At 37.6% G+C, this 20,584-nt stretch carries 20 protein-coding genes and 2 tRNA genes; 9 read left to right on the top strand and 13 right to left on the bottom strand.

Annotated features, from left to right (window positions below):
• The first annotated feature begins 5 nt into the window (after positions 1-5).
• On the top strand, positions 6-677 hold the full coding sequence (locus AC1RNS_RS24955) for an AroM family protein (protein ID WP_492996531.1): 672 nt from the start codon (positions 6-8) through the stop codon (positions 675-677).
• A gap of 38 nt (positions 678-715) precedes the next feature.
• Here the strand turns inward: AC1RNS_RS24955 and AC1RNS_RS24950 are convergent, their stop codons facing one another.
• Positions 716-1,033 carry a transposase gene (locus AC1RNS_RS24950; protein WP_427547900.1) on the bottom strand — a complete coding sequence of 106 codons (318 nt, stop codon included), beginning with the start codon at positions 1,031-1,033 and terminating at the stop codon, positions 716-718.
• 138 nt (positions 1,034-1,171) lie between these two features.
• On the opposite strand from AC1RNS_RS24950, the gene ytzI reads away from it, so the two are divergent.
• From ytzI to AC1RNS_RS24930, 4 genes are all read left to right on the top strand, one after another.
• Positions 1,172-1,327, top strand: a complete 156-nt coding sequence (gene ytzI / locus AC1RNS_RS24945; protein WP_492996530.1) for a YtzI protein — start codon at positions 1,172-1,174, stop codon at positions 1,325-1,327.
• Between the two features lie 61 nt (positions 1,328-1,388).
• Positions 1,389-1,550 (top strand): hypothetical protein, encoded by a 162-nt coding sequence (locus AC1RNS_RS24940; protein WP_427547896.1) that lies wholly within the window; start codon positions 1,389-1,391, stop codon positions 1,548-1,550.
• Complete coding sequence (yidD, locus tag AC1RNS_RS24935) at positions 1,547-1,780, top strand: membrane protein insertion efficiency factor YidD (RefSeq protein ID WP_492996529.1); 234 nt, start codon at positions 1,547-1,549, stop codon at positions 1,778-1,780. Before AC1RNS_RS24940 ends, yidD begins: the two co-directional genes overlap by 4 nt.
• Before the next feature lie 108 nt (positions 1,781-1,888).
• A complete protein-coding gene (locus tag AC1RNS_RS24930; RefSeq protein WP_492996528.1) occupies positions 1,889-2,917 on the top strand; it encodes a metal ABC transporter solute-binding protein, Zn/Mn family in 1,029 nt (342 codons plus the stop codon).
• Here AC1RNS_RS24930 and AC1RNS_RS24925 read toward each other — a convergent pair.
• The 3 genes from AC1RNS_RS24925 to menB form a co-directional block, all read right to left on the bottom strand.
• Positions 2,859-4,085 (bottom strand): transglutaminase domain-containing protein, encoded by a 1,227-nt coding sequence (locus tag AC1RNS_RS24925; RefSeq protein WP_492996527.1) that lies wholly within the window; start codon positions 4,083-4,085, stop codon positions 2,859-2,861. The two genes, AC1RNS_RS24930 and AC1RNS_RS24925, sit on opposite strands and share 59 nt — an antisense overlap.
• A 148-nt stretch (positions 4,086-4,233) precedes the next feature.
• A complete protein-coding gene (locus AC1RNS_RS24920) occupies positions 4,234-5,658 on the bottom strand; it encodes an o-succinylbenzoate--CoA ligase (RefSeq protein ID WP_492996526.1) in 1,425 nt (474 codons plus the stop codon).
• Positions 5,659-5,897: 239 nt separating this feature from the next.
• Entirely contained in the window at positions 5,898-6,716 is an 819-nt protein-coding gene (gene menB, locus AC1RNS_RS24915) for a 1,4-dihydroxy-2-naphthoyl-CoA synthase (RefSeq protein WP_492996525.1), read from the bottom strand.
• Positions 6,717-6,826: 110 nt separating this feature from the next.
• On the opposite strand from menB, the gene AC1RNS_RS24910 reads away from it, so the two are divergent.
• Positions 6,827-7,045, top strand: a complete 219-nt coding sequence (locus AC1RNS_RS24910) for a hypothetical protein (protein WP_492996524.1) — start codon at positions 6,827-6,829, stop codon at positions 7,043-7,045.
• Here AC1RNS_RS24910 and menH read toward each other — a convergent pair.
• Genes menH through AC1RNS_RS24895 form a run of 3 tightly spaced genes read right to left on the bottom strand, consistent with a single transcriptional unit; the run spans position 6,991 to position 10,890 of the window.
• Positions 6,991-7,800 carry a 2-succinyl-6-hydroxy-2,4-cyclohexadiene-1-carboxylate synthase gene (gene menH / locus AC1RNS_RS24905; RefSeq protein WP_492996523.1) on the bottom strand — a complete coding sequence of 270 codons (810 nt, stop codon included), beginning with the start codon at positions 7,798-7,800 and terminating at the stop codon, positions 6,991-6,993. The genes AC1RNS_RS24910 and menH overlap by 55 nt on opposite strands.
• Positions 7,788-9,512 carry a 2-succinyl-5-enolpyruvyl-6-hydroxy-3-cyclohexene-1-carboxylic-acid synthase gene (gene menD / locus AC1RNS_RS24900; protein WP_492996522.1) on the bottom strand — a complete coding sequence of 575 codons (1,725 nt, stop codon included), beginning with the start codon at positions 9,510-9,512 and terminating at the stop codon, positions 7,788-7,790. The genes menH and menD overlap by 13 nt, the downstream gene beginning before the upstream one ends.
• Positions 9,505-10,890, bottom strand: coding sequence for an isochorismate synthase (locus AC1RNS_RS24895; RefSeq protein ID WP_492996521.1), 1,386 nt, complete (start codon positions 10,888-10,890; stop codon positions 9,505-9,507). The genes menD and AC1RNS_RS24895 overlap by 8 nt, the downstream gene beginning before the upstream one ends.
• 412 nt (positions 10,891-11,302) lie before the next feature.
• Between AC1RNS_RS24895 and AC1RNS_RS24890 the strand changes: the two genes are divergently transcribed.
• On the top strand, positions 11,303-12,220 hold the full coding sequence (locus AC1RNS_RS24890; RefSeq protein WP_492996520.1) for a 1,4-dihydroxy-2-naphthoate polyprenyltransferase: 918 nt from the start codon (positions 11,303-11,305) through the stop codon (positions 12,218-12,220).
• A gap of 35 nt (positions 12,221-12,255) precedes the next feature.
• Here AC1RNS_RS24890 and AC1RNS_RS24885 read toward each other — a convergent pair whose 3' ends face one another.
• The 3 genes from AC1RNS_RS24885 to AC1RNS_RS24875 form a co-directional block, all read right to left on the bottom strand.
• Complete coding sequence (locus AC1RNS_RS24885; protein WP_492996519.1) at positions 12,256-13,182, bottom strand: dipeptidase; 927 nt, start codon at positions 13,180-13,182, stop codon at positions 12,256-12,258.
• Positions 13,183-13,227: 45 nt separating this feature from the next.
• Positions 13,228-13,680, bottom strand: coding sequence for a TraR/DksA C4-type zinc finger protein (locus AC1RNS_RS24880; protein WP_492996518.1), 453 nt, complete (start codon positions 13,678-13,680; stop codon positions 13,228-13,230).
• 76 nt (positions 13,681-13,756) lie between these two features.
• A complete protein-coding gene (locus tag AC1RNS_RS24875) occupies positions 13,757-14,518 on the bottom strand; it encodes a MerR family transcriptional regulator (RefSeq protein WP_492996517.1) in 762 nt (253 codons plus the stop codon).
• Positions 14,519-14,787: 269 nt separating this feature from the next.
• Here AC1RNS_RS24875 and AC1RNS_RS24870 point away from each other — a divergent pair, with 269 nt between their 5' ends.
• Together AC1RNS_RS24870 and AC1RNS_RS24865 are read left to right on the top strand one after the other, a co-directional pair.
• Positions 14,788-15,795, top strand: a complete 1,008-nt coding sequence (locus tag AC1RNS_RS24870; protein ID WP_492996516.1) for a S1C family serine protease — start codon at positions 14,788-14,790, stop codon at positions 15,793-15,795.
• Between the two features lie 142 nt (positions 15,796-15,937).
• Positions 15,938-16,576, top strand: a complete 639-nt coding sequence (locus tag AC1RNS_RS24865; protein ID WP_492996515.1) for an NAD(P)-dependent oxidoreductase — start codon at positions 15,938-15,940, stop codon at positions 16,574-16,576.
• An 88-nt stretch (positions 16,577-16,664) separates the two neighbouring features.
• Here the strand turns inward: AC1RNS_RS24865 and AC1RNS_RS24860 are convergent, their stop codons facing one another.
• The 3 genes from AC1RNS_RS24860 to AC1RNS_RS24850 form a co-directional block, all read right to left on the bottom strand.
• Complete coding sequence (locus tag AC1RNS_RS24860) at positions 16,665-19,445, bottom strand: S-layer homology domain-containing protein (protein ID WP_492996514.1); 2,781 nt, start codon at positions 19,443-19,445, stop codon at positions 16,665-16,667.
• An 893-nt stretch (positions 19,446-20,338) separates the two neighbouring features.
• Positions 20,339-20,410 (bottom strand) — tRNA-Glu (locus tag AC1RNS_RS24855).
• Positions 20,411-20,412: 2 nt separating this feature from the next.
• A tRNA-Ser gene (locus AC1RNS_RS24850) sits at positions 20,413-20,503 on the bottom strand.
• Positions 20,504-20,584: the final 81 nt, after the last annotated feature.

Raw genomic sequence — 20,584 nt, 5'->3', positions numbered from 1 at the left:
GGTAATTGGCGAAGTCAAAAATCGCAATTGTAACAATTGGTCAAGCACCTCGCAAGGATATGGCTACTGATATTCAACAATTAATAAATGCCGGCTTACATGTAACGGAATTCGGTGTCCTCGATTTGCTGACTTCCTCAGAAATAGCAGCACTTGCCCCTGCTAGAGAGGATTCAGATGTTCTAGTTACTCTACTTGCTACAGGGGAACAGGTAAAACTTAGTAAAAGGAAGCTGATGCCTTTTATCCAAAAACGAATTGTTGAGCTTCAGGATTTTACTTGGATTTTACTCATGTGCACAGGTGATTTCACAAACTCCTTAAGTGGTAAAAATTTATTACTACCTGATCGTATGATGACCTATTTAGTCAAAGGGATGAATGCTGATTTAACGCTTGGTTTAATCGGACCAGAGCCTGAGCAGCAAATGACTGTCGCAGAAAAATGGCAGAATGCTCAATTCAATGTGACCTTTGCCGCTAGCTCCCCCTATCGTTTTAATGAACAGGATTTATTATTAAAGGCTAAAGAATTGCAATTACATGGAGCTGAATTACTTATCCTAGATTGCATGGGCTACTCAACTGCCATGAAAAATACACTAAAAGACAAGCTTACAATCCCTGTTGTTGTACCAAGAGAAGCTGTTTTTACTATTCTAAAAGCTATATGTTAAGTAAAGGAGGGTCACCTAATTCAAGTGACCCTCTCCTTTTATACACGTTTATTGAAGTAAGGAAGCTGTTCCACAAAAGCCTTCGTGTCCTCATCCCCATATTCATGAATAAGCGCATAAATTTTCATTAATCGTAAATCTATTTCATCATTTTCTCGATCTAGGTGATATTGCAAATAAGGTAATTGTGCACGCCACGCATTTGAAATTTCAAGCAATTGCATTTGTTGAAAGATTCTTTCAAAAACATCCAATGCTTGTCGATCTATATTAAGCTCAAAATTCCACGGTCCTGCTTGCGGGTTTGTATAATACGTTTTATCGGCTAGTGAAAAATATACTCGCTGGCGATCCATCTCTATAAAACACTCCTTTTACCATAGTATGGTGATAAAAGTGCTGTTTTATTCGCTGGAATGTCAAACTTCCTTCACAATTTAAAAGAGTATCTACTTTATAATAGAAAATGATGAATAGGAAATGGAGTGAATGCCATGAGTTTAATTACGCTCTTAGTTGTTGCCGTAATCATAGTCATAATAATAACGGCTGCTACAATTATCAGTGTTAACCGTGCATATGCCTTTAAACATACAATCGATGAAAAGCCGCAACAAAGCTTTCAACAAAATGAGGATAAATTCAATTAGTACATTTTTCAATACAATTCTTTTATACTAAAATTATTAAATAGAATTTGGAGTGAACACTATGGGGGTACCATTACCAATAATTATTATGATTGCAATGATGATGCTTATGTTCGGCGTTTCGGTCATTGTCCTTTTAAAGAAAAAAGGAAGCTTTTTAACACAAACAATTGATGCTAAGCCTGAGCAAGTCAATGTGCAACAAAAGGATCAGCAACAATGAAATATCCCTTTATATGGCTCATAAAGTTTTATAGAAAATTCATTTCACCAATGACGCCGCCATCCTGTCGCTTTTACCCCACATGCTCCTCATATGGGCTTGAAGCCTTTCAAAAACATGGTGCCATCAAAGGATTCTTTTTAACAATTACACGTGTATCAAAATGCCATCCATTCCATCCTGGGGGCTTTGATCCAGTACCTGAAAAATGGCCTTCGAAAAAGAGTTAATTTTCGCAGGTCATTTTTTCTTGTACTTTTTTCAGATGTGCGTTATGATAATAAATGTTCTAAAAAACAAATCGTAATCATTACTATTTGAAAGAGGTATATAATAATATGAAAAAAGCATTTTTATTGTTTTTAGTTACAGCTCTTGCTTTATTCACTGCTGCCTGCGGGGATAAATCATCAACTACATCCTCCAAACAATCAGAGGGTAAAGAGAAAATGACTATTTACACAACGGTTTATCCTTTAAGTTATTTTGCTGAACGAATTGGTGGCGATTTTGTTGAGGTATCTTCTATCTATCCAGCTGGTGCCAATGAGCACACATTTGAGCCAACCCAAAAAGATATGATGAAGCTAGCAGATGCTGATATATTTTTCTATATTGGTTTAGGATTAGAGGGCTTTGTTGAAAATGCCAAAAAAACGCTAGCTAAAGAAGATGTAGCTATGATTGCAACGGCCGATCATGTATCAGATGAAAAATTAGCGAGTAGCACTGGTCACACACATGCTGATGAAGAAGAAGAGCATGATCATGCAGCAACGGAAGAAGAGCACAGTCATTCTGAGGATGAGCATGGACATGACGATCACGATCACGGAAATATAGATCCTCATGTTTGGTTATCCCCTATTATCAGTCAGGATTTAGCACTTTCAATTAAGGATACTTTAATTGAAAAAATGCCAGAACAGGAAGCTACATTTACAGCTAATTATGAAGCATTAGTGAAGGAGCTGCAGGAATTAGATCAATCCTTTAAAGCGATGGCGGATAAGGCCCCTGAAAAGACTTTCTTCGTCTCCCACGCTGCCTTTGGCTATATTGCAGGTCAATACGGCTTAACCCAAATGCCAATTGCCGGTTTGAATTCACAAAATGAACCATCTCAAAAAGAGCTTACAGCGATTGTCGATAAAGCAAATGACCTACACATTCATTACATTTTATTTGAGCAAAACGTTTCCTCTAAATTAGCCGAGGTTATCCAAAAAGAAGTGGGAGCAGAATCCCTTACCTTGCATAATCTAAGTGTTTTAACAGCAGATGATGTTAAAAATAAAGAAACTTACTTTACACTGATGAATAAAAATATACAAACATTAGAAAAAGCTCTAAGTACAGAAAAATAAATGAGTAAGGAGGTGCCCCGAAAATCAGATGGGGTACCTCCTTTAGTATGACGTATTTTTCTTGTGGCATTCGTTTTTCTGTTCTATAAATACTTGCTAGCAAGCTCTCCGTGTTAACAGCTTCATAGTTTTTCTTTTGCCAATCCTTCATCTGCATGGAGCTTCCTTCTAAAATAATGGATTGCCATTCGGCTTGAAGTACCTGATCTGTTTCCTTATTTTTATGGGGCATTTTTAATTGCATGGGTTTTACTATCACGCTTTTAAAAAGATATTGATTATTATCGATTATAGCCTTTCCCTTATTAAAAGAGAAATCATTATTTAGTGCTTGTTTTGGTAGTTCCTCCACCTTACTAGTGCGTTGTAAATCAACATAAGTTTCACTTTTTGCTGCTGGAAAACTAGCATTATCCCACGAGTGATCTTGCGCTAGCTGGCGATCAGAAACTAAAAAATATTGATAACGTACCTCTCCTTTACGATCAGGTAATGGATCATCCCATGTCACATCGATATGATACCAGTCATTTTCAAGCTTCACTAAGACCCAAGCATGTAGCTGTTCCCCTACTTTTCCTGGTACATATTGCACCTCAAAGCCTAGCATCTCTAACATCCGATAAAGCACTAGTGCATAGGCCTGACATACTCCCTTATTTTCCGCTAATAATGTATAGGGAGAATATTGACTTCCGTTCGTTTCTTTGGAATACTCGGCGGATAAAACAATAAAATCATGTGCAGCCTGTAACTTCTGCAACTCAGTTAATCCATACATTGGCGCAATAATATTTTTCAGAGTCTGTTCAACAAACGCTTCTTCTGCGGGTGTAATATGATACGTAAACTCAAAGCTAATAACAATATTATTGGCGTAGCCATCATACTTCCATTTAAAACTAGAAATATTGGCATATATATATGGATCTTGAATTGCCTGTTTGATAAGATCAGATAGTTCATCTTTAATGCTTGATGTATCACCACTATATCGAATATCAAAATTAGTAGATAACTGCATGACTTCGTATTGAATAAGATTTTGTAGAGTTTCTATTGAATTAGCTGATACGGTATTTTTATGTTCATAGTTTGCGAATACTTGCACATGACTCATTTGTAGAACAAATAATATAATGACAGCATTATATATATATTTTCTCATATGAGCCATTCTCCTTTACTAAATAGTTTATGCCTAACATTCCTTATTATGTTAATAAATAATTAATTTAATTCTAAAAGCATATAAATAAAAAGATTTTTACCACAAATAAAAGAAGCCCTCACTATGGAAGGCTTCTTTATTTATGTTATTGCTTTAATTTTCTACGAAGTAGCTTATTGGCACCATTGCGAGGAAGTTCATCTGTAATGATAATTTTTTTTGGTATTTTATATCTAGCAAGGAATTTTTGACAAAATGCTAATAATTGATCTATCTGTATTTGATCTTTTAAAACAACAAAGGCAATTGGAACCTGTCCCCACTCCTCATCCTCGATACCACAGACACCCGCTTCCTTAACCGCGGGATGTGTAAGAAGTACGTTTTCGATTTCAGCAGGATAAATATTTTCACCACCAGAAATAATTAAATCTGCTCGACGATCAATCACAAACAAGTAACCCTCGTCATCCAAATAACCAATATCTCCGGTATAAAGCCAGCCATCAATTGTTGCACTTTTTTGTGCAAAACGACCAATATAGCCTGGGGTAACATGTGGGCCACGTATGCAAATTTCGCCTTCACCATTGATATTTGGCTCTGCAATACGAATTTGATTAAAAAATAAAGGCTTTCCTGCCGAACCTATTTTAGACATCGCATCCTCGCTTGCTAGTGTTGCGGTTTGTGATGAGGTTTCTGTCATACCATACGTTTGAGCTACTGCTAAATGTAATGCTTGGGCTCTCTTTAAATATTCAACTGGTACAGGTCCACCACCTGCTAACATCAGTTTAAATTGTGGTGAGGCTTGGGCCTTTCGCTGTTCAAGTGTATGTAGAATTCTTTCCAAGGTTACAGCGACCACTGACATATGTGTGACATCACCATCTATAATATTTTGTGAAATAGCCTCTACATCAAAATAATCATATAAATGAACTTTATTGCCATATAAAAGTGAGCGCACTAAAATAGAAAAGCCACTAATATGAAATAACGGTACAGCACATAACCAAGCATCGTCAGCTTGCAAACCTATATTAAGGACAGAAGACGTTGCACTAGCTTGATGATTACCAACTGTTTGACGAACGCCCTTTGGAAAACCCGTCGTACCAGATGTGTACATAATAGATATTGTTTGATGTAAGGACCATTCCTTTGTAATCTCAATAGAGGCTTCTGTACCTTTTTCGATAGCAGAAAATAATAGATGAGGTACATATGATGGTAATTTTTCAATATCTTCGTCTGCAATTAATACAACCACTGCCTCGGAATCCTCTAGCTGATAGGCTATTTCAGCTTGAGATAGCCTACGATTTAGCATGACCATTTCACACTGTAAATGCATACATGCATAGATCATAATGACAAGTGCTGGCTTGCTTGGTCCCATTATCGCAATACGGTCTCCTTGCTTTATACCAAGGGCTGTAAGTTGACTAGCACGTTGAATAGATAATTCATTTAATTGCTGAAACGTCCATGTTTGTTCGTGATATGTTAAAGCGTTACGTAATGGTGTTAAATACGCTCGTTGTAAAATCCAATTTGGATACATTTTTATTGTCCCTCCTATCACTCTTTATCTTATCGCTTTCTAGCAACATCCGTCTATTTGAACGAGTTTATTCATTCTATCCGTCTATTTTGGCTGCAAATCCCTCAATTAGAGGGACCAATCCACCACTTTGTCCATTCTATCCATCATTTAGCTGAGTCTATCCGCCACTTCATCCATTCTACATAGAAAAAGCTCGTATCTCTAATCGGATACGAGCTTTTCAACACTTCATTTAATCAAGGGAATCTTGGGAATTGACCGAAATCTGGTTGGCGTTTCTCTTTAAATGCGTCACGGCCTTCTTTTGCTTCATCCGTTGTGTAATAAAGAAGCGTAGCATCGCCAGCCATTTGTTGAAGACCTGCTAAACCGTCTGTATCTGCATTCATAGCTGCTTTTAAGAAGCGTAGAGCAGTCGGCGACATTTGTAGCATTTCCTCACACCATTGTACAGTCTCGTTCTCTAATTGCTCATAAGGAACAACTGTGTTCACTAATCCCATATCAAGTGCTTGCTGTGCATCATATTGACGGCATAAATACCAAATTTCACGTGCCTTCTTATGACCAATAATACGTGCAAGATAGCCTGAGCCATAACCAGCATCAAATGAACCAACTTTTGGTCCAGTTTGTCCAAAACGAGCATTGTCAGCAGCAATTGTTAGGTCACATACAACATGTAATACATGTCCTCCACCGATTGCATAGCCTGCAACCATCGCTACTACAGGTTTTGGAATTACACGGATTAAACGTTGTAAGTCAAGAACGTTTAGACGTGGGATTTCATCTTCTCCAACATAGCCGCCATGACCGCGAACCTTTTGATCTCCACCTGAGCAGAAAGCATGTTCACCTTCACCAGTTAAAATGATAACTCCAACATTTTTGTCATCACGTGCACGTGAAAAAGCATCAATCATTTCCATTACCGTTTTTGGTCGGAACGCATTGCGTACTTCTGGACGGTTAATCGTGATTTTTGCGATACCGTTATAAAATTCATACTTAATGTCTTCATAAGTATGTAAAGTAGTCCATTGACGTGTCATTGAATTGCCTCCTAATCAAATATAATCCTCGTTCATTATCGAGGCACTAACGTAAATCTATCTTCATTCAGCCAATGTTCTCTGTAGCAAAAGCAAAGCAGCAGCTACAAATGTTTTCTGTAGCGAAAGCGAAGCGGCAGCTACAAATGTTTTCTGTAGCGAAAGCGAAGCGGCAGCTACAAATGTTTTCCGTAGCGAAAGCGAAGCGGCAGCTACAAATGTTTTCCGTAGCGAAAGCGAAGCGGCAGCTACAATTACGCCAAAGCGAAATTGATTACGTTAAATACTCCTCTATTATTGTAGCAAACTCAGCGGGATTTTCCACATGAATTGCATGTCCAGCGTTATTTACTGTCGTATGCTTAACATTTTTTAATAACGCTTTCATTTCTAGTGCAATTTTACAAAACTTCTCATCTAGTGAGCCCGTTACTAAAAGAACAGGAAACTCAAGCTCTGCTAATGACATCCAATTTGATGGCTGGGTACCTGTGCCAATGCCAAGTAAACTTCCTGCCAAGCCCTCCACCTTCTGAGAAAGTCGTTCTGTCCTAATCGTTTGTCGTACATTGTCTGGTAAACATTTTTGGGATTCAAACAAAGGAATGTTCTCCCATGCATTCACAAATGATTGTAAACCATTATGAATTATTTTTTCAGCTAGCGCGTGATCTCTCGCACAACGTTCAGAACGCTCCTGTGAAGTTCGTAAGCCTGGAGAGGCGCTTTCTAAAATAAGCCTTTCGATACGCTCAGGGTAGGTGATTGCATACGATAATGCAATTCTCCCTCCCATCGAATAGCCTAACAGCGTAAATTTCTCTAGCTGTAGCTGGCTAATTACTTCCTCTAAATCTTGGATTTGTTCATCCATGGAGAAACGACTTGCTTCCTTGGGTATTGCTGTTTGACCATGTCCAATACAATCAATCGCTATCACTCGTTTATGTGGCAGAGCTTTCGCTAAATTTCGCCATGAAGTCGTACTACCTGTAAAACCATGCAAGGCAACAAGCGTTTGCTGTGCTCTCTCATTCCAAATTTCTACATGAGTTTCAAGCCCTCGAATCATTAGCTTTGCCATGCTTTTAGCCCCGCATTAATGCGATTCCAAAGTGCTCGATGCGCATAAACATTTTCTTCTCTATCTGTGAAAATTTCAAGCAAGCGCAATGGACGTTTTTTTACTGTTGTAAACTTCTCAGAAAGCTCCGAAATATCTTCTACACGAATATAGTCTACATCATACATCTGAGCAACATCATTAAATTCAAGAGAAGTTGGTGTACCAAATAAATCTTCATAATGTGCTTCTACAGTGGATTGTGGTAAATAAGAGAAAATACCGCCACCATCATTGTTCATAACGATGATCGTTAGGTTACATTCTTGATACCTTGATGCAATAAGTCCATTGATGTCATGTAAAAAAGCTAAATCACCAATTAGTAAATAGGTTTCTCGGTTATTCCCCTGACTATATCCCATCGCTGTTGACACGACACCGTCAATACCATTCGTTCCACGATTTGCAATGATACGTAGATCTTTCGGTGTAGCCATTAAAAACGTATCAATATCACGCACAGGCATGCTGCTGCTCACAAAAATATCACTACCATTTGGAATAAACCTTAATAATCGGCTTACCATAGCTCCCTCATCCACAGCTGCTTCGGAATAATGTTCAATATATTCAAGCGCTATATCATTCGCATCCTGCCATTCAGCTAAATATTGTGCCTCTAGTGCAGTATCAGAGATTTCTAAATTCGTCAGCCATTCTCCAATCTCCGCATGAATAAAATGAGTAGAAACACTAGTAGCGTCTCGGAACATTGGATCTTCATCAACTACAATATAAGCTGTTGGTTGTGAGTTTGTAATAAATTGCATGATGAATTTAGAAACGGGCTGTGCACCGAAGCGAAGCACTGTATCCGGCTTAACAAGCGCTTTAAACTCATCACTCTTCATAATGGCATCATAGGTTGTAATGATATAAGGTAAACAATCCTCTGGTACTGAAGTACGCATATTTGATAAGCTCTCGACTATAACTGGCCATTTTAGCTGGCGAACAAAATTCCACATAATTGTTAAATCAGTACCAAGTGGCAGTTCCCCAATAATGACAAAGCCTCGTTCTGATGCTCGTAAAATGGAAGATAATTCTTGCTGAGCCACCTCAGAAGGCATTAACTGAGCCATCCTACTTTGTTTAAATGTTGTTTCTGGTAACTCATCTCGGAAATCAATTAATAAGGGCTCCCGGAATGGTACATTAATATGCACTGGTCCGAACGGTGCACTTGTGGCAATGGCTACGGCTCGTGCAATATGACGCTCAATAAATGGCAGTGTTGGTGCAGCATTATCTGCTAATGGAAAATCGACACTCCATTTGACATGTGAACCATATAAATTTGGCTGATTTATCGCTTGTGGTGCTCCCACTTCTCGTAATTCATGTGGACGATCTGCCGTAATAACAATTAGTGGTACACGAGCATAACTTGCTTCCACAATGGCAGGAAAATAGTTTGCTGCAGCTGTTCCAGATGTACATAATAGTACTACAGGTTTTGCTGTAGCCTTTGCAATTCCCAGTGCGAAAAAGGCAGCAGATCGTTCATCTACCTGGCGATACATATGAAGCTGTTTCGTAGAAGCAAAGGCATAAGCTAAAGGTGTTGAGCGAGAACCTGGACTAACTACAACATTCTCTACACCAGCTTGTACAAGTGCTACCACCATTTGATAAACGTAATCTGTTAAAATTTCCCTTTCATTCATTTAAATGTCCTCCTAACGCACGTAGCATCGGACGGAATTTCACTAATGTTTCCTCATATTCAGATTGTGGCTCTGAATCTGCAACTATTCCGCCACCAGCGTATAAGTAAGCTTTATCTTTCAGTAAAGCAGCAGAACGTATGGCTACTGCAAATTCCCCGTTGCCCTCCGCATCTACCCAACCAATTGGTGCAGCATAAAGGCCTCGATTCATAGGCTCATACTTACGTATCGCTGCCATCGCCTCTGTTCTTGGAACACCGCCTAGAGCAGGGGTAGGATGTAAGGATTTTGTCAGCTGTAAAATCGTAGCATCACTATTTAACTGACCTTCAACAGGTGTATAAAGATGTTGTATATCTCTGATTTTTAGGAGGCGAGGACTGTCAGGTATCCTCATATCAACACAATTTTTACGGAATGTGTCCGCAATCATGTCGACCACATATTGATGCTCGCCACCATTTTTCGGGTCATTCAATAGGCTTTGACCATAGGCTTCATCTTCTTCTGCTGTCTTTCCTCGTTTGATGGAGCCAGCAATACACGATGAAAAGGCACGTCCATTTTCTACCTTTACTAGTCGTTCAGGTGACGCACCAAAAAACAATAAATCTTGACGCTCTAAACCAAATAAATAGCTCTCAGGCTGTTCATGAATAATCTGTGACAGTACTTGAGGTGAAGAAACATGCTCTTTGAATTGCAATGCAAGGGAACGCGCGATCACAACTTTATCTGCCTTTTTTTGCTTAATCAGTGCTGTCACTTGGTCAATGGATGCAAGATACGGATCCTTATAGGGCTCATAATAATTTGTTATTTCAGGCTTTGAATACGTTTTCACTTCTTTTACTTGAGCAGCATGAATTAAGTGATCTCTCTCTTTACGTAACGCTTCAAATTGATCCTCTGCCTGCTGTTCTTTTGAAATGAGATGAATGCTGACATAGGCTTTGTCATCTCGAATAACAAGCTGATAGGTGGCAAGTGCAAAATAAGCCTCTGGAAAGTTGGTCCATTCTCCATCTACATTATTTTGTGGATCAAATGTAAAACCACCAAACAAAATTGGCTGTAACTCGCTCTGCCCCTTTATACAATTCTTCGTTAAGCTTTTCCATTCTGCCTCTACGGCATCATAGCGATCATTTTTGGCGTTATTCTGAATTGTATAAGCATGTCCTAGCCCTACTAATGTCATCGTTTTTTCTCTATTTTGCCAATAAAATCGTTCACCTTTATAATTCCCCTCGCCCGCTGCATAAAATGCTAGCGCAGATAAGCGACTAACCTCAATTGTTTCCATATAAAAATGAAGGCTTTGGCCCAAAGAGTCCACTTCTACTTCTGTGGCTTGGTACCACTTCTGTTGCATGAAAATTACCTCCGTTGTTGCAATGTACATCAACAATCATATTTGGCATTGTAACTGTTTCTCTATCTTTTATCAGAGACAATGTGTGTAATGTTTGATTGTGCTTAGGTTTTGCAGTGGGGGACAGAGTCCATCATTTCTTCTAACCCTCTTTTTTTGCACACAAAAACATTCATGACGTCTACCTAGCCTTTACTTGATTCGTTCAAAAAATCGTCGTACTATGTAAGACAATTCTTTTTTTCGTACGATTGCTATAAAATACATAAATTATCTCCAGCTCATAAATGCATGTTCTATTGTATCACTTTTTTCAATGGAACTGTATGTAATAAGCTGTGAACCTACCCATTTTCTCAATCTTCGTTTAAAATAAGAAGAGTCGACAACATTTGAAGGAGAGAAAGACCTTATGACCAAAGTCATTGAAGCTGATAGGGGTTTTAAAGTTTGGTGGCACTTAACACGCCCACACACTTTAACCGCTTCATTCGTTCCAGTATTTTTAGGGACAGCAATTGCTCTAGCAATTGAAAAACAAACAATTGATTTTGGACTATTTTTTGCTATGCTCATTGCAAGTATGCTTATACAAGCAGCAACGAATATGTTCAATGAATATTACGATTACAAGCTAGGATTAGATAATGAGCATTCTGTCGGTATTGGTGGAACCATTGTCCGTCATGGTGTTCAGCCAAAAACAATTATGATCATCGCATTAAGCTTTTATGCAATTGCAATGCTACTTGGCATTTACATATGTGCCTCTACCTCTTGGTGGCTAGCTGCTGTTGGCCTTGTTTGTATGCTTATTGGATTTTTATATACAGGGGGTCCTTATCCTATTGCCTATTCACCTTTTGGAGAAATTATATCTGGTGCTGTAATGGGGATGGGGATTGTCTTAATCGCCTTTTATATTCAAACGCTTACAGTTACACTTGATGCTGTTTTACTATCAGTACCAAGTATGATTTTAGTAGGTGCTATCATGCTATCCAACAATATCCGTGATATCGTAGGCGATACAGAGGGAGGACGAAAAACACTTGCCATTTTAGTAGGTCGTGATCGTGCTATTTCTGTACTATCTGGCTTTTTTATTATCTCGTACCTATGGGTAATCGCTCTAGTAGCCATTGACGGTATTACGTTTTGGGCTTTAATCATTTTCTTAAGTGTGCCAAAACCGCTTCGTGCGATTCAAATTTTCCGCGATAAAAAAGAAGCTAAAGAAGTAATGCCTGCCATGAAATTCACAGCGCAAACCAATACATTCTTCGGCTTCCTCTTAGCAATCGGTTTATTAATTCATTATTTCATTTAATAGTATTAACTTCTGAAAAAAGAAAATGCAGCACCTTAACGGGTAGCTGCATTTTTTACATAGCGTCGAAAGTTCTGACTTGCAATACCACGAACTTCCTCGATTGAAAAATGTTCACCTAAAGCCTCTAGTAGATTTTGTGCCTCTCCAGCGTGTGCTAATCCATTTATAGTAGCATCTATCCCATCAAAGTCAGAGCCTAGTCCAAGATGTTCTATTCCCACTATATTGGCTAGATATTTGACATGGGCTACTAAATCATCCATTGTAGCATTTTTACCGATGAATGTAGGAAAGTAGACCAGATGAATATGTCCACCATGCTCTACTAGTGCCTTTACTTGTGCATCCGTTAAATTTCGTGGATGGTCACAAAGGGCACGTGCATTACTATGACTAGCGATGATATGCTTCGCCAATGGTAGCACATCCCAGAAGCTCTGTTCATTTAAATGAGAGACATCAATAATAATATCCCGCTCATTTAGTAAGTTAATAACTTCTTTTCCAAATTGCTTTAAACCAAGGGTTGCATCTTGTTCAGCACCATGGGCTACGGCATTTTCTTCATTCCATGTGAGTCCAACAAGCTTTATGCCTGCATCTAATACTACAGAAAGCTTTGCTAAATCCTCACCAATTGAACCACAGCCCTCTAAGCTTAGAATAGCTCCAATTTCATGTGGAGCTAAAGTATCTAATTGTGACCAATCAGTAATGTGTACCATGCCCTCCGTTTGTAATACATGTGTATGAAAGGCTTCAATTTGGCGCACTACTTCTAAAAATTGCTGGTTTTGTGGAACTTTAGGATTGATGAAAATAGCAAATACCTGTGCCTTTACTTGCCCTAATTGTAATCTTCCTCGATTGGTAGCCAATTGTGCATCATCTTCAAATTTTACATCTTCTAACGTTGTTAATTTCCATAATGCATCACAGTGTAAATCAATTATGTCCATATTCTCACCCCATACAGCTATTATACTGTTTTAGAGTTGAAATGCTTACAAACTTTTATCTTGTGGTGTATCAGAAGAGCCAAATTCCTCAAGCTCTAGGAAATCATCCGATTTTGAATTAGCAGACAACACGTCTTCTTCTACTGGTCTTAACTCGTCAGCTTTTTGTTCTGCATGTTCAACACATGTTAATGCTTTCGGCATTGCTTCCAAGCGACCAATAGGAATCTCTTCTCCACATACAGCACATTTACCATATGTTCCTTCTTCCATCGCTTGAAGTGCCCGCTTTATTTCCTCAGCATTGTCACCTCGGTGCTCATCAATAGCCATTTCCGTTAGTTGATCCGTTAAATCACTCGCATTGTCAGCTGGATGATTATCATAATTAGACAGCTCTGTCGCCTGTGGTCGCTCCGATTCCTCAAGCTGCTTTTCTATCTCCTGTAGTTCCTGCTCTAATTGCTTTTTTAATTTTTCCATTACTTGTTGGTTCAAAAAAATCTCCTCCTTATACTCTCATTTTTTCCTAAATTACTATTTCTAAAACATGCAAGCATGAGGAGGTTTCAACTTATTTTTTTGTATAATGAAGGATGGCATCATGTAAAAACTGTGCTGCTCCTTCAGCAATGCGCTCATCATAATAAGCTGCAAAGCGTTCATCCGCCATATACATCTGAGCAATGCCTGCATGAGCCTCTTTGGAATATTGTGACCACGCAAAGCACAACCAACGCTTATGAAGCTCCGCTACCTCCATTGCCACATCATTGTTTGTATCTCCGATTTCCATCGCTTCTTTTATACGATCAAATAGCTGCTGTTCAAGTTGCTGCATTGCCTGATATTGCTCCTCTGTCATATTCATAAGCTTAGCATTTGAAGCGTCCACTTGATCATTACCATATTTTGCACGAATTTCTTGACCATATTGCTTTTCATTCTCTTCGATTAACTTCTCTTTAAATCCAATAAATTTCTCCTCATTTGTCATTGGCCGTTCCTCCTTAATTGATTGTATAGTTCTTTCCACTGTTTGTAATATTTGTTCAAGCTGCTCCTTACGCTTAAGAAGAGCAGCACGATGCGTTTCAAGTGCCTCTTTAGGCTGAAAATCAGATGCTTGAATAATTTGTTGGATTGTAGCCAGCTTCATATCCAAAGCTCTATAAAATAAAATTTGCTGAAGCATATCAACCTCAAACTGCCCATAAAATCGATAGCCTGCATCATTGGTTCGGCCTGGCTTCAATAATCCAATTTCATCATAATAACGAAGTGTTCTAGTACTCACTCCTGACATTTGCGCAAGCTCTTGAATTGTATATTCCATTTTCTCACCTCCATTTAATGTTACTGTAAACCTTTACGCAGCGTTAAGGTCAATAGGTATTTTTGACACCTCACTTTTTTATTTTCATTCAGCATGTTTCCTGTAGCGAAAGCATAGCGGCAGATACAATTACGCCAAGGCGAAATTGATAAAATGAGCTAGCATTGTTCCCAATAATCATCCTAACGAGAAATATCTGTCAATAATATCTATAGAAACGAATTGACTTGTCGATAAAATTAGTAAATTATGTGCAGCAGGTCGATCGTGTGACACTTATAAAAGAGGTACAACAAAAGGTCTTTACTGTACTTACAGCGAATGGGCAGGGTTCAGGCTTTTTATATAAAAATGGCGGATATGTTATTACAAACGCACATGTTGTTCAGGGCGAGATTGAAGTGAAAATTCGTAATTCAAAGGGGCAGGAGTCTCCTGGAACTGTTATAGGTATATCGGATAGATATGACATTGCATTATTACATATCCCAAGCTATCAGAATGTTCCACCTCTTGAAATCGAAAAAAATGAATCTCCTGTTGGCTTAGAGGTTATCGCCTTTGGTAGTCCTCAGGGATTTGAAAATTCAGCTTCTATCGGTTCCATTACGGGTAATAAACGCGATATGGAGCTTGAAAACTTTATTTATAAACAAATTTATCAGGTCGATGCTCAAATTGATAAAGGTAGTAGCGGAGGTCCTTTAGTAGATGTGACGACAGGTAATGTCATTGGTATTAATTCACTTCTGTATACGACTGATACCAGCACGAATTTTGCATTCTCTATTCCTCTCTATAGCATGTTAGAACAGTTTGATAGCTGGATTACCAAGCCACTTTCTGCTAATGAGATCCGTTCTATAGCCAGTAAAGGGTATGCTAACAACCAACAGTCCCCTATCGAAGCTGACACGAATACAGAAGCTCTTTTAGCAGGCCAATTTATACAGTCCTTCAGAATGTACTACGAAATGGCGCTAAATGATGGTGATTTTTACTGGATAGCGGATATGCTAGCTCAAGGCAGTAGCGCTTACAAAGAGCTTGAGAATTATGTCAATGACATAGCAAACAATGGACATTATTTTTATTTTACAAACAATGAAGTTTTAGATGTAAAATCTTCAAATGGCAAATATTATATTGAAATGAATGAAACATTTGACTTTTATGATGCTCAGGGAAACTATGAGTACTATGATCGCTATAAAACTTATACCATTATCGTAGATGATTATGGAGCATTTAAAATTACTAATATTAAGATTCATTGATAAAAAAAGCAAACGATTATACCGTTTGCTTTTTTGTATTGTCCTTTTACATATATTCCAAGATACTATAGAGTTTAAAATTTTGGGAAACTTATGTGGATTTCGAACGTAAACTTATTATACTTAAATTGGGGGCGATAGTATGGATAACTCTTATAAAATAGCTATTATTGGGGGAACAGGGAGAGTTGGAAGGCATTTAGCAATGCTTGCTGTACAGCAAGGATATCATGTTCGGATGCTTGTTAGAAATCCCGAAAAATTATTGTATCAAAATGATAAGATTGACATTGTGAAAGGGCAGATAGAGGATATAAATAATATTCGAGAGCTTTTCAAAGACTGTAATATTGTTATAAATACATTTGGTCAGCCAGCGAAAGAGGAACAAATCTATAGCAAGGTAACTAAAAATATTCTTGATGTGATGAAAGACTTGAACATTAGCCGCTATATAGGTGTCTCAGGTGGATCTTTAACGATTGACGGGGACAAAAAGAGCCTTTTGAACCGTGTTGGAGCAAAGTTATTTGAAATTCTCTTTCCAAAGATGATGGTAGACAAAAAATTGGAGTGGGAAATTTTATTAAACAATAAAAATATTAAATGGACACTTTTGAGATTACCCTTTGTAAAAGATAGTTCAACTTCTAAGTCTATAAAAGTAGGCCTAACAGATATGCCTGGCACAAAAATTACGAATCAGGATATAGCGGCCTTTATTATTAAACATCTAGACAATCCTCAGTTTATACATAAATCTCCGTTTATCTCACATTAATAAATATCACAAAAAAAGCAGTAGATAAACTTGATATCTACTGCTTTTTAGTATTTAAAATTTAGGTACTTACCAGAGAAAACACACGTTATTTTTGCACTATAATTGTTTGTGAAGTGAAATCTAACTTATTTCCATTGTAATCTGTAATAGTATTTCTATTTGAAGCATTAATCGTCACATTTCTACCGTATTCAAACCCACTCTGAGGTATTGAAATAAGCACTCTATTATCTTGTGCATAGTTTGTAGTTGCTACTACTGGATTACCATTTACAAGAATATCAAAATCCATAGCACTACTGTTCATAACTGGCTCACTGAAAATAAGCTCTAATGTTTGTGAATTGCTAACATTAATAGTTTGAATCTTTGGTGCAATATTTTCTTTAAGAGTAATTAATGTACGCACCTCATCGAATGACTCCATAGAGTTGGCCGCTCTTAAACCTTTAATTGTTATATTTCGTAGTCCAGTAAAGTTATTGGAATCCTTTTTCAACGTGAGCTTAATACGATTTAAATTGGAGCCCTCTACAATTGCACTTTCAATCTGAGCATTATCAATACTATAATTTTGAAGGTTTTGAGCAAGTGCTGGATCAACAGGATAATTGAAATTTAGATACACAATATTATTATCTCTAATCGAATTATCTGTTGCAGATGTTTGAATCGGATTAATTGGCAATAATGCAAGCTTATTGCCATTAATATTCAAATCACCGTTACGTGAAAACTTCACATTTTGTACTTCATTGATCGGCACACCATATAAATTTGTCACGTTAAATAAAGTCAACTTACCATCGTAAAGAGCTCCTTTTGCATCATAAGGGCCAAGTAATCCTGCTATCTTAACACGTAGTTTTGTAGGTTGATCTTTTACTAAATGAATATCACTTTGAGGACCTCTTGATAACTCATATAAAATATGGTTATTCATATAGCTACCAGTAAATGCTGCTTTCGCATAAGCTCCTAACTGAACTGGCTTATCAAAAGTTAATTGTAAATATTCTACACTATCTTCATAAATGATTTCAGAATTTGTTAAGACAGGGGCTCTATCATCTCTGATAAAATTATACACTGTTGAGAAAGTGGCTGTTTCACCTGATAAATCAGTAATAACACGACCAGTAGCTGTCCCAATTGTAGTAATTCCTTGAAGTACATTTCTTGGATCAACCGTTACATTGACTAAACGACCATTTTTAGGATCTTTCTCTACTTTATTGATGGTGAATGAAGTCTGGCCACTTTTAATGGATAAATCATATACATAAAGCGGTTGAATCTCCTCCGAGAACAACAACTGGAATGTATTTGGTCCAGTTTGTGTGACAGTAGATAGTGCTGGCGGAATACCATCTCTATCTCCTTTTTTCACTGAGACAGTAGCTGGATTTGGTGAAATGATATTTCCTGCCAGATCTGTGGCCGCTACAAATGTAATTTGCATAGCTGCACCAGGTGTTAAATAACCACCATTCACAGTTGCAGCTGATAAATCAAATGTTGCTTCAGTGGCATTTTGCTCAATGCTCCCTACTACATTCATAACCCTTGTTCCATTTGGTAACGTGAATTGAATACGTTCATTTGGAAATGCTGTCATTGGCTCAGAAAACTGCACTTTTACGATTGAAGAGTTGTTTCCTTGCGTTGTTCCCAAAATAGTTGGGGGTTGTGTATCACTAGCAATTACAAAATTCGCATCTACTTGTTTAAGTAATAGACCTTTTTCTGATTTGATGTTGTTTAGTACATAACGATGTGTACCTTTTAATGGTTCATTCACTGTAAAGATGATTGATTTTTTATCAGCACTAATTTCTGCTTTCACAATGGATAGTGATCTTAATGTATCCACATTAGAGAAAGCTGCAATATTATCCTGTAGTTTACCATCCGTTTTTAATACAGAAAGTGGGTCAATTGCCAGGTTAAAAGCAACTTTAATCTGAGAGCCATTGATTCCCTCCACCGATTGTACCTTTAGCTCATTGACTTCATAGGTAACTGCAGCTGAATAGGATTTATCATTAATTTTAAAATCCACCTTTGTTTCAACATTCTCAATAAGTGGCGTTGCCAATGTTACCTTATGACTTGTCCCATCTGTTAGTGTTACCTGTAATGTAGTCGCATCTACTACTTTCACTGTTTGGATAAGCAATGGCACCTCAGGTACTTTTACCATCTCAGTAATATTGGTCATAGTACGATGTAAAAAGGAAGCAAATTGACCTCTTGTTAGTGTGCTTTTAGGATTAAATGTTTTGACATTAGTAATCTTTGCATACTCAAGAGCAGTAATAGCTTCACGGTTCTCTACTGCTGCATTTTTTAAATCTGTAATAGCGGATTTATGGTTTTCTTCTTTATACTTCGCAATTAGATCAATATCGTAAACTGTATCAATCGCATTTACCAAGTAAGAAGCCATTTGTTCACGTGTAATATTCGCAGAAGGCAATAACTTGTTGTTAGTACCTTTAGTTATGCCATTGTCATAGATAAGTGCTGCATACTGTAGTAATTCTTTATCTTTTGTAGTTGCTGGCTGCATATCCGTAAAGCGGACTTTTTTATTGTAATCTGCAGGAACTTGGTAGTGTTCTGATACTAGCCATTTTCCTAAAAATTTAATAACATTACTTTGGGTAAGGGTAGCATTTGGTCTGAAAGTACCATCAGTATATCCACCTACTATCTTTGCATCTGCTAGTGCCAAAATCCCTTCTTTATGGTCACTCTTTGCAATATCTGTAAAGGAGGCTGCACTTGCAGTAGGAACAACAGCTGCTGCAACCAATGCTGTAGATGCCGCGCTCACAATCCATTTATTTTGCTTTTTCTTCATATTTATAACCTCCTACTAATTCAATTCAACTCTATTATAAAAGAAAGCGAGAGTTATTCCAAAGGATATACCAATATTATCGAGTTTTACCATGGAATATTTGTCTAAACGGTATAGCATGGGTTATTGTTAAGAATTATTACTAGCTTTAGTATTAAGGTATGTAAATACTTTAGCAGAAATATTACTTTAATCTTATCAAGAAGCTATAACTATATTGAAAAATAATTCAGAACCAATGATTAAAAATGCACGAATAAATATCCAAGAATTGCAAGATGCGAAATTATTAATGGAGATTTTAGTGAAAACATTACTGGATATGCTATACACCACCTTTCAAACGAATAGAAACAAAAATTATATAGAGAAATCTTTGATTTATTCGCACCAAGAGGCATTTTCATAAATATTGAACATGTTGCTTCTACTACACCTAAAATAGAAAAACTACATGATGTAATTTTTATTGACCACATAGCATCCTATAATAATAATGAAGGATCTACTGTTCTATCGAATACTAGAGCCGTCTAGGTAAAATGAATAATATAGTGGATGTTCAATTTAATTGGTTGGAGGAAATAGGATTTAATCATGTAGATTGTTATTTTAAATGGATGGAATTAGCTGTATTTAGTGGCGTTAATCAAGAATAATTATTATTAATTAGAAAAGCGTAAGCCTTTCCATAAGTAAGCTTGCGAGTCCAGGAGGCTCTGTTATCAAGATTCCTTCTATAAAAAGCGAAATCATTTAAAGAAATTGTGTTAGTCTGGGTGCAATAGTACGAGGGTTATCCGCTATTTTTAACATATCACGAAAAGACAATAACAAACGAAGAACTCAGAAAAAAGCAGTAGATGTATTTTACATCTACTGCTTTTTTCGTATGACCCGTACGGGATTCGAACCCGTGTTACCGCCGTGAAAGGGCGGTGTCTTAACCACTTGACCAACGGGCCAATGGCGGAGAAGGAGGGATTTGAACCCTCGCGCCGGTTACCCGACCTACACCCTTAGCAGGGGCGCCTCTTCAGCCTCTTGAGTACTTCCCCAAATAAAAAATGGCTCCGAAGGCAGGACTCGAACCTGCGACAACCTGATTAACAGTCAGGTGCTACTACCAACTGAGCTAC

The sequence above is a fragment of the Lysinibacillus sp. GW821-FHT14F06 genome (assembly GCF_058803665.1).
The sequence above is the reverse complement of the archived record's forward strand: the minus strand, read 5'-3'. Positions and strand labels throughout refer to the sequence as shown.

What these genes read in the sequence shown, in the direction of transcription:
- AC1RNS_RS24920 (WP_492996526.1), bottom strand. Translation starts at nt 5,658, where the DNA reads ATGTATCCAAATTGGATTTTACAACGAGCGTATTTAACACCATTACGT.
- AC1RNS_RS24890 (WP_492996520.1), top strand. Translation starts at nt 11,303, where the DNA reads ATGACCAAAGTCATTGAAGCTGATAGGGGTTTTAAAGTTTGGTGGCAC.
- AC1RNS_RS24910 (WP_492996524.1), top strand. Translation starts at nt 6,827, where the DNA reads ATGTTTTCTGTAGCGAAAGCGAAGCGGCAGCTACAAATGTTTTCTGTA.
- AC1RNS_RS24885 (WP_492996519.1), bottom strand. Translation starts at nt 13,182, where the DNA reads ATGGACATAATTGATTTACACTGTGATGCATTATGGAAATTAACAACG.
- AC1RNS_RS24950 (WP_427547900.1), bottom strand. Translation starts at nt 1,033, where the DNA reads ATGGATCGCCAGCGAGTATATTTTTCACTAGCCGATAAAACGTATTAT.
- AC1RNS_RS24865 (WP_492996515.1), top strand. Translation starts at nt 15,938, where the DNA reads ATGGATAACTCTTATAAAATAGCTATTATTGGGGGAACAGGGAGAGTT.
- yidD (WP_492996529.1), top strand. Translation starts at nt 1,547, where the DNA reads ATGAAATATCCCTTTATATGGCTCATAAAGTTTTATAGAAAATTCATT.
- ytzI (WP_492996530.1), top strand. Translation starts at nt 1,172, where the DNA reads ATGAGTTTAATTACGCTCTTAGTTGTTGCCGTAATCATAGTCATAATA.
- menH (WP_492996523.1), bottom strand. Translation starts at nt 7,800, where the DNA reads ATGGCAAAGCTAATGATTCGAGGGCTTGAAACTCATGTAGAAATTTGG.
- AC1RNS_RS24895 (WP_492996521.1), bottom strand. Translation starts at nt 10,890, where the DNA reads ATGCAACAGAAGTGGTACCAAGCCACAGAAGTAGAAGTGGACTCTTTG.
- AC1RNS_RS24860 (WP_492996514.1), bottom strand. Translation starts at nt 19,445, where the DNA reads ATGAAGAAAAAGCAAAATAAATGGATTGTGAGCGCGGCATCTACAGCA.
- AC1RNS_RS24925 (WP_492996527.1), bottom strand. Translation starts at nt 4,085, where the DNA reads ATGAGAAAATATATATATAATGCTGTCATTATATTATTTGTTCTACAA.
- menB (WP_492996525.1), bottom strand. Translation starts at nt 6,716, where the DNA reads ATGACACGTCAATGGACTACTTTACATACTTATGAAGACATTAAGTAT.
- AC1RNS_RS24940 (WP_427547896.1), top strand. Translation starts at nt 1,389, where the DNA reads ATGGGGGTACCATTACCAATAATTATTATGATTGCAATGATGATGCTT.
- AC1RNS_RS24930 (WP_492996528.1), top strand. Translation starts at nt 1,889, where the DNA reads ATGAAAAAAGCATTTTTATTGTTTTTAGTTACAGCTCTTGCTTTATTC.
- AC1RNS_RS24875 (WP_492996517.1), bottom strand. Translation starts at nt 14,518, where the DNA reads ATGGAATATACAATTCAAGAGCTTGCGCAAATGTCAGGAGTGAGTACT.
- menD (WP_492996522.1), bottom strand. Translation starts at nt 9,512, where the DNA reads ATGAATGAAAGGGAAATTTTAACAGATTACGTTTATCAAATGGTGGTA.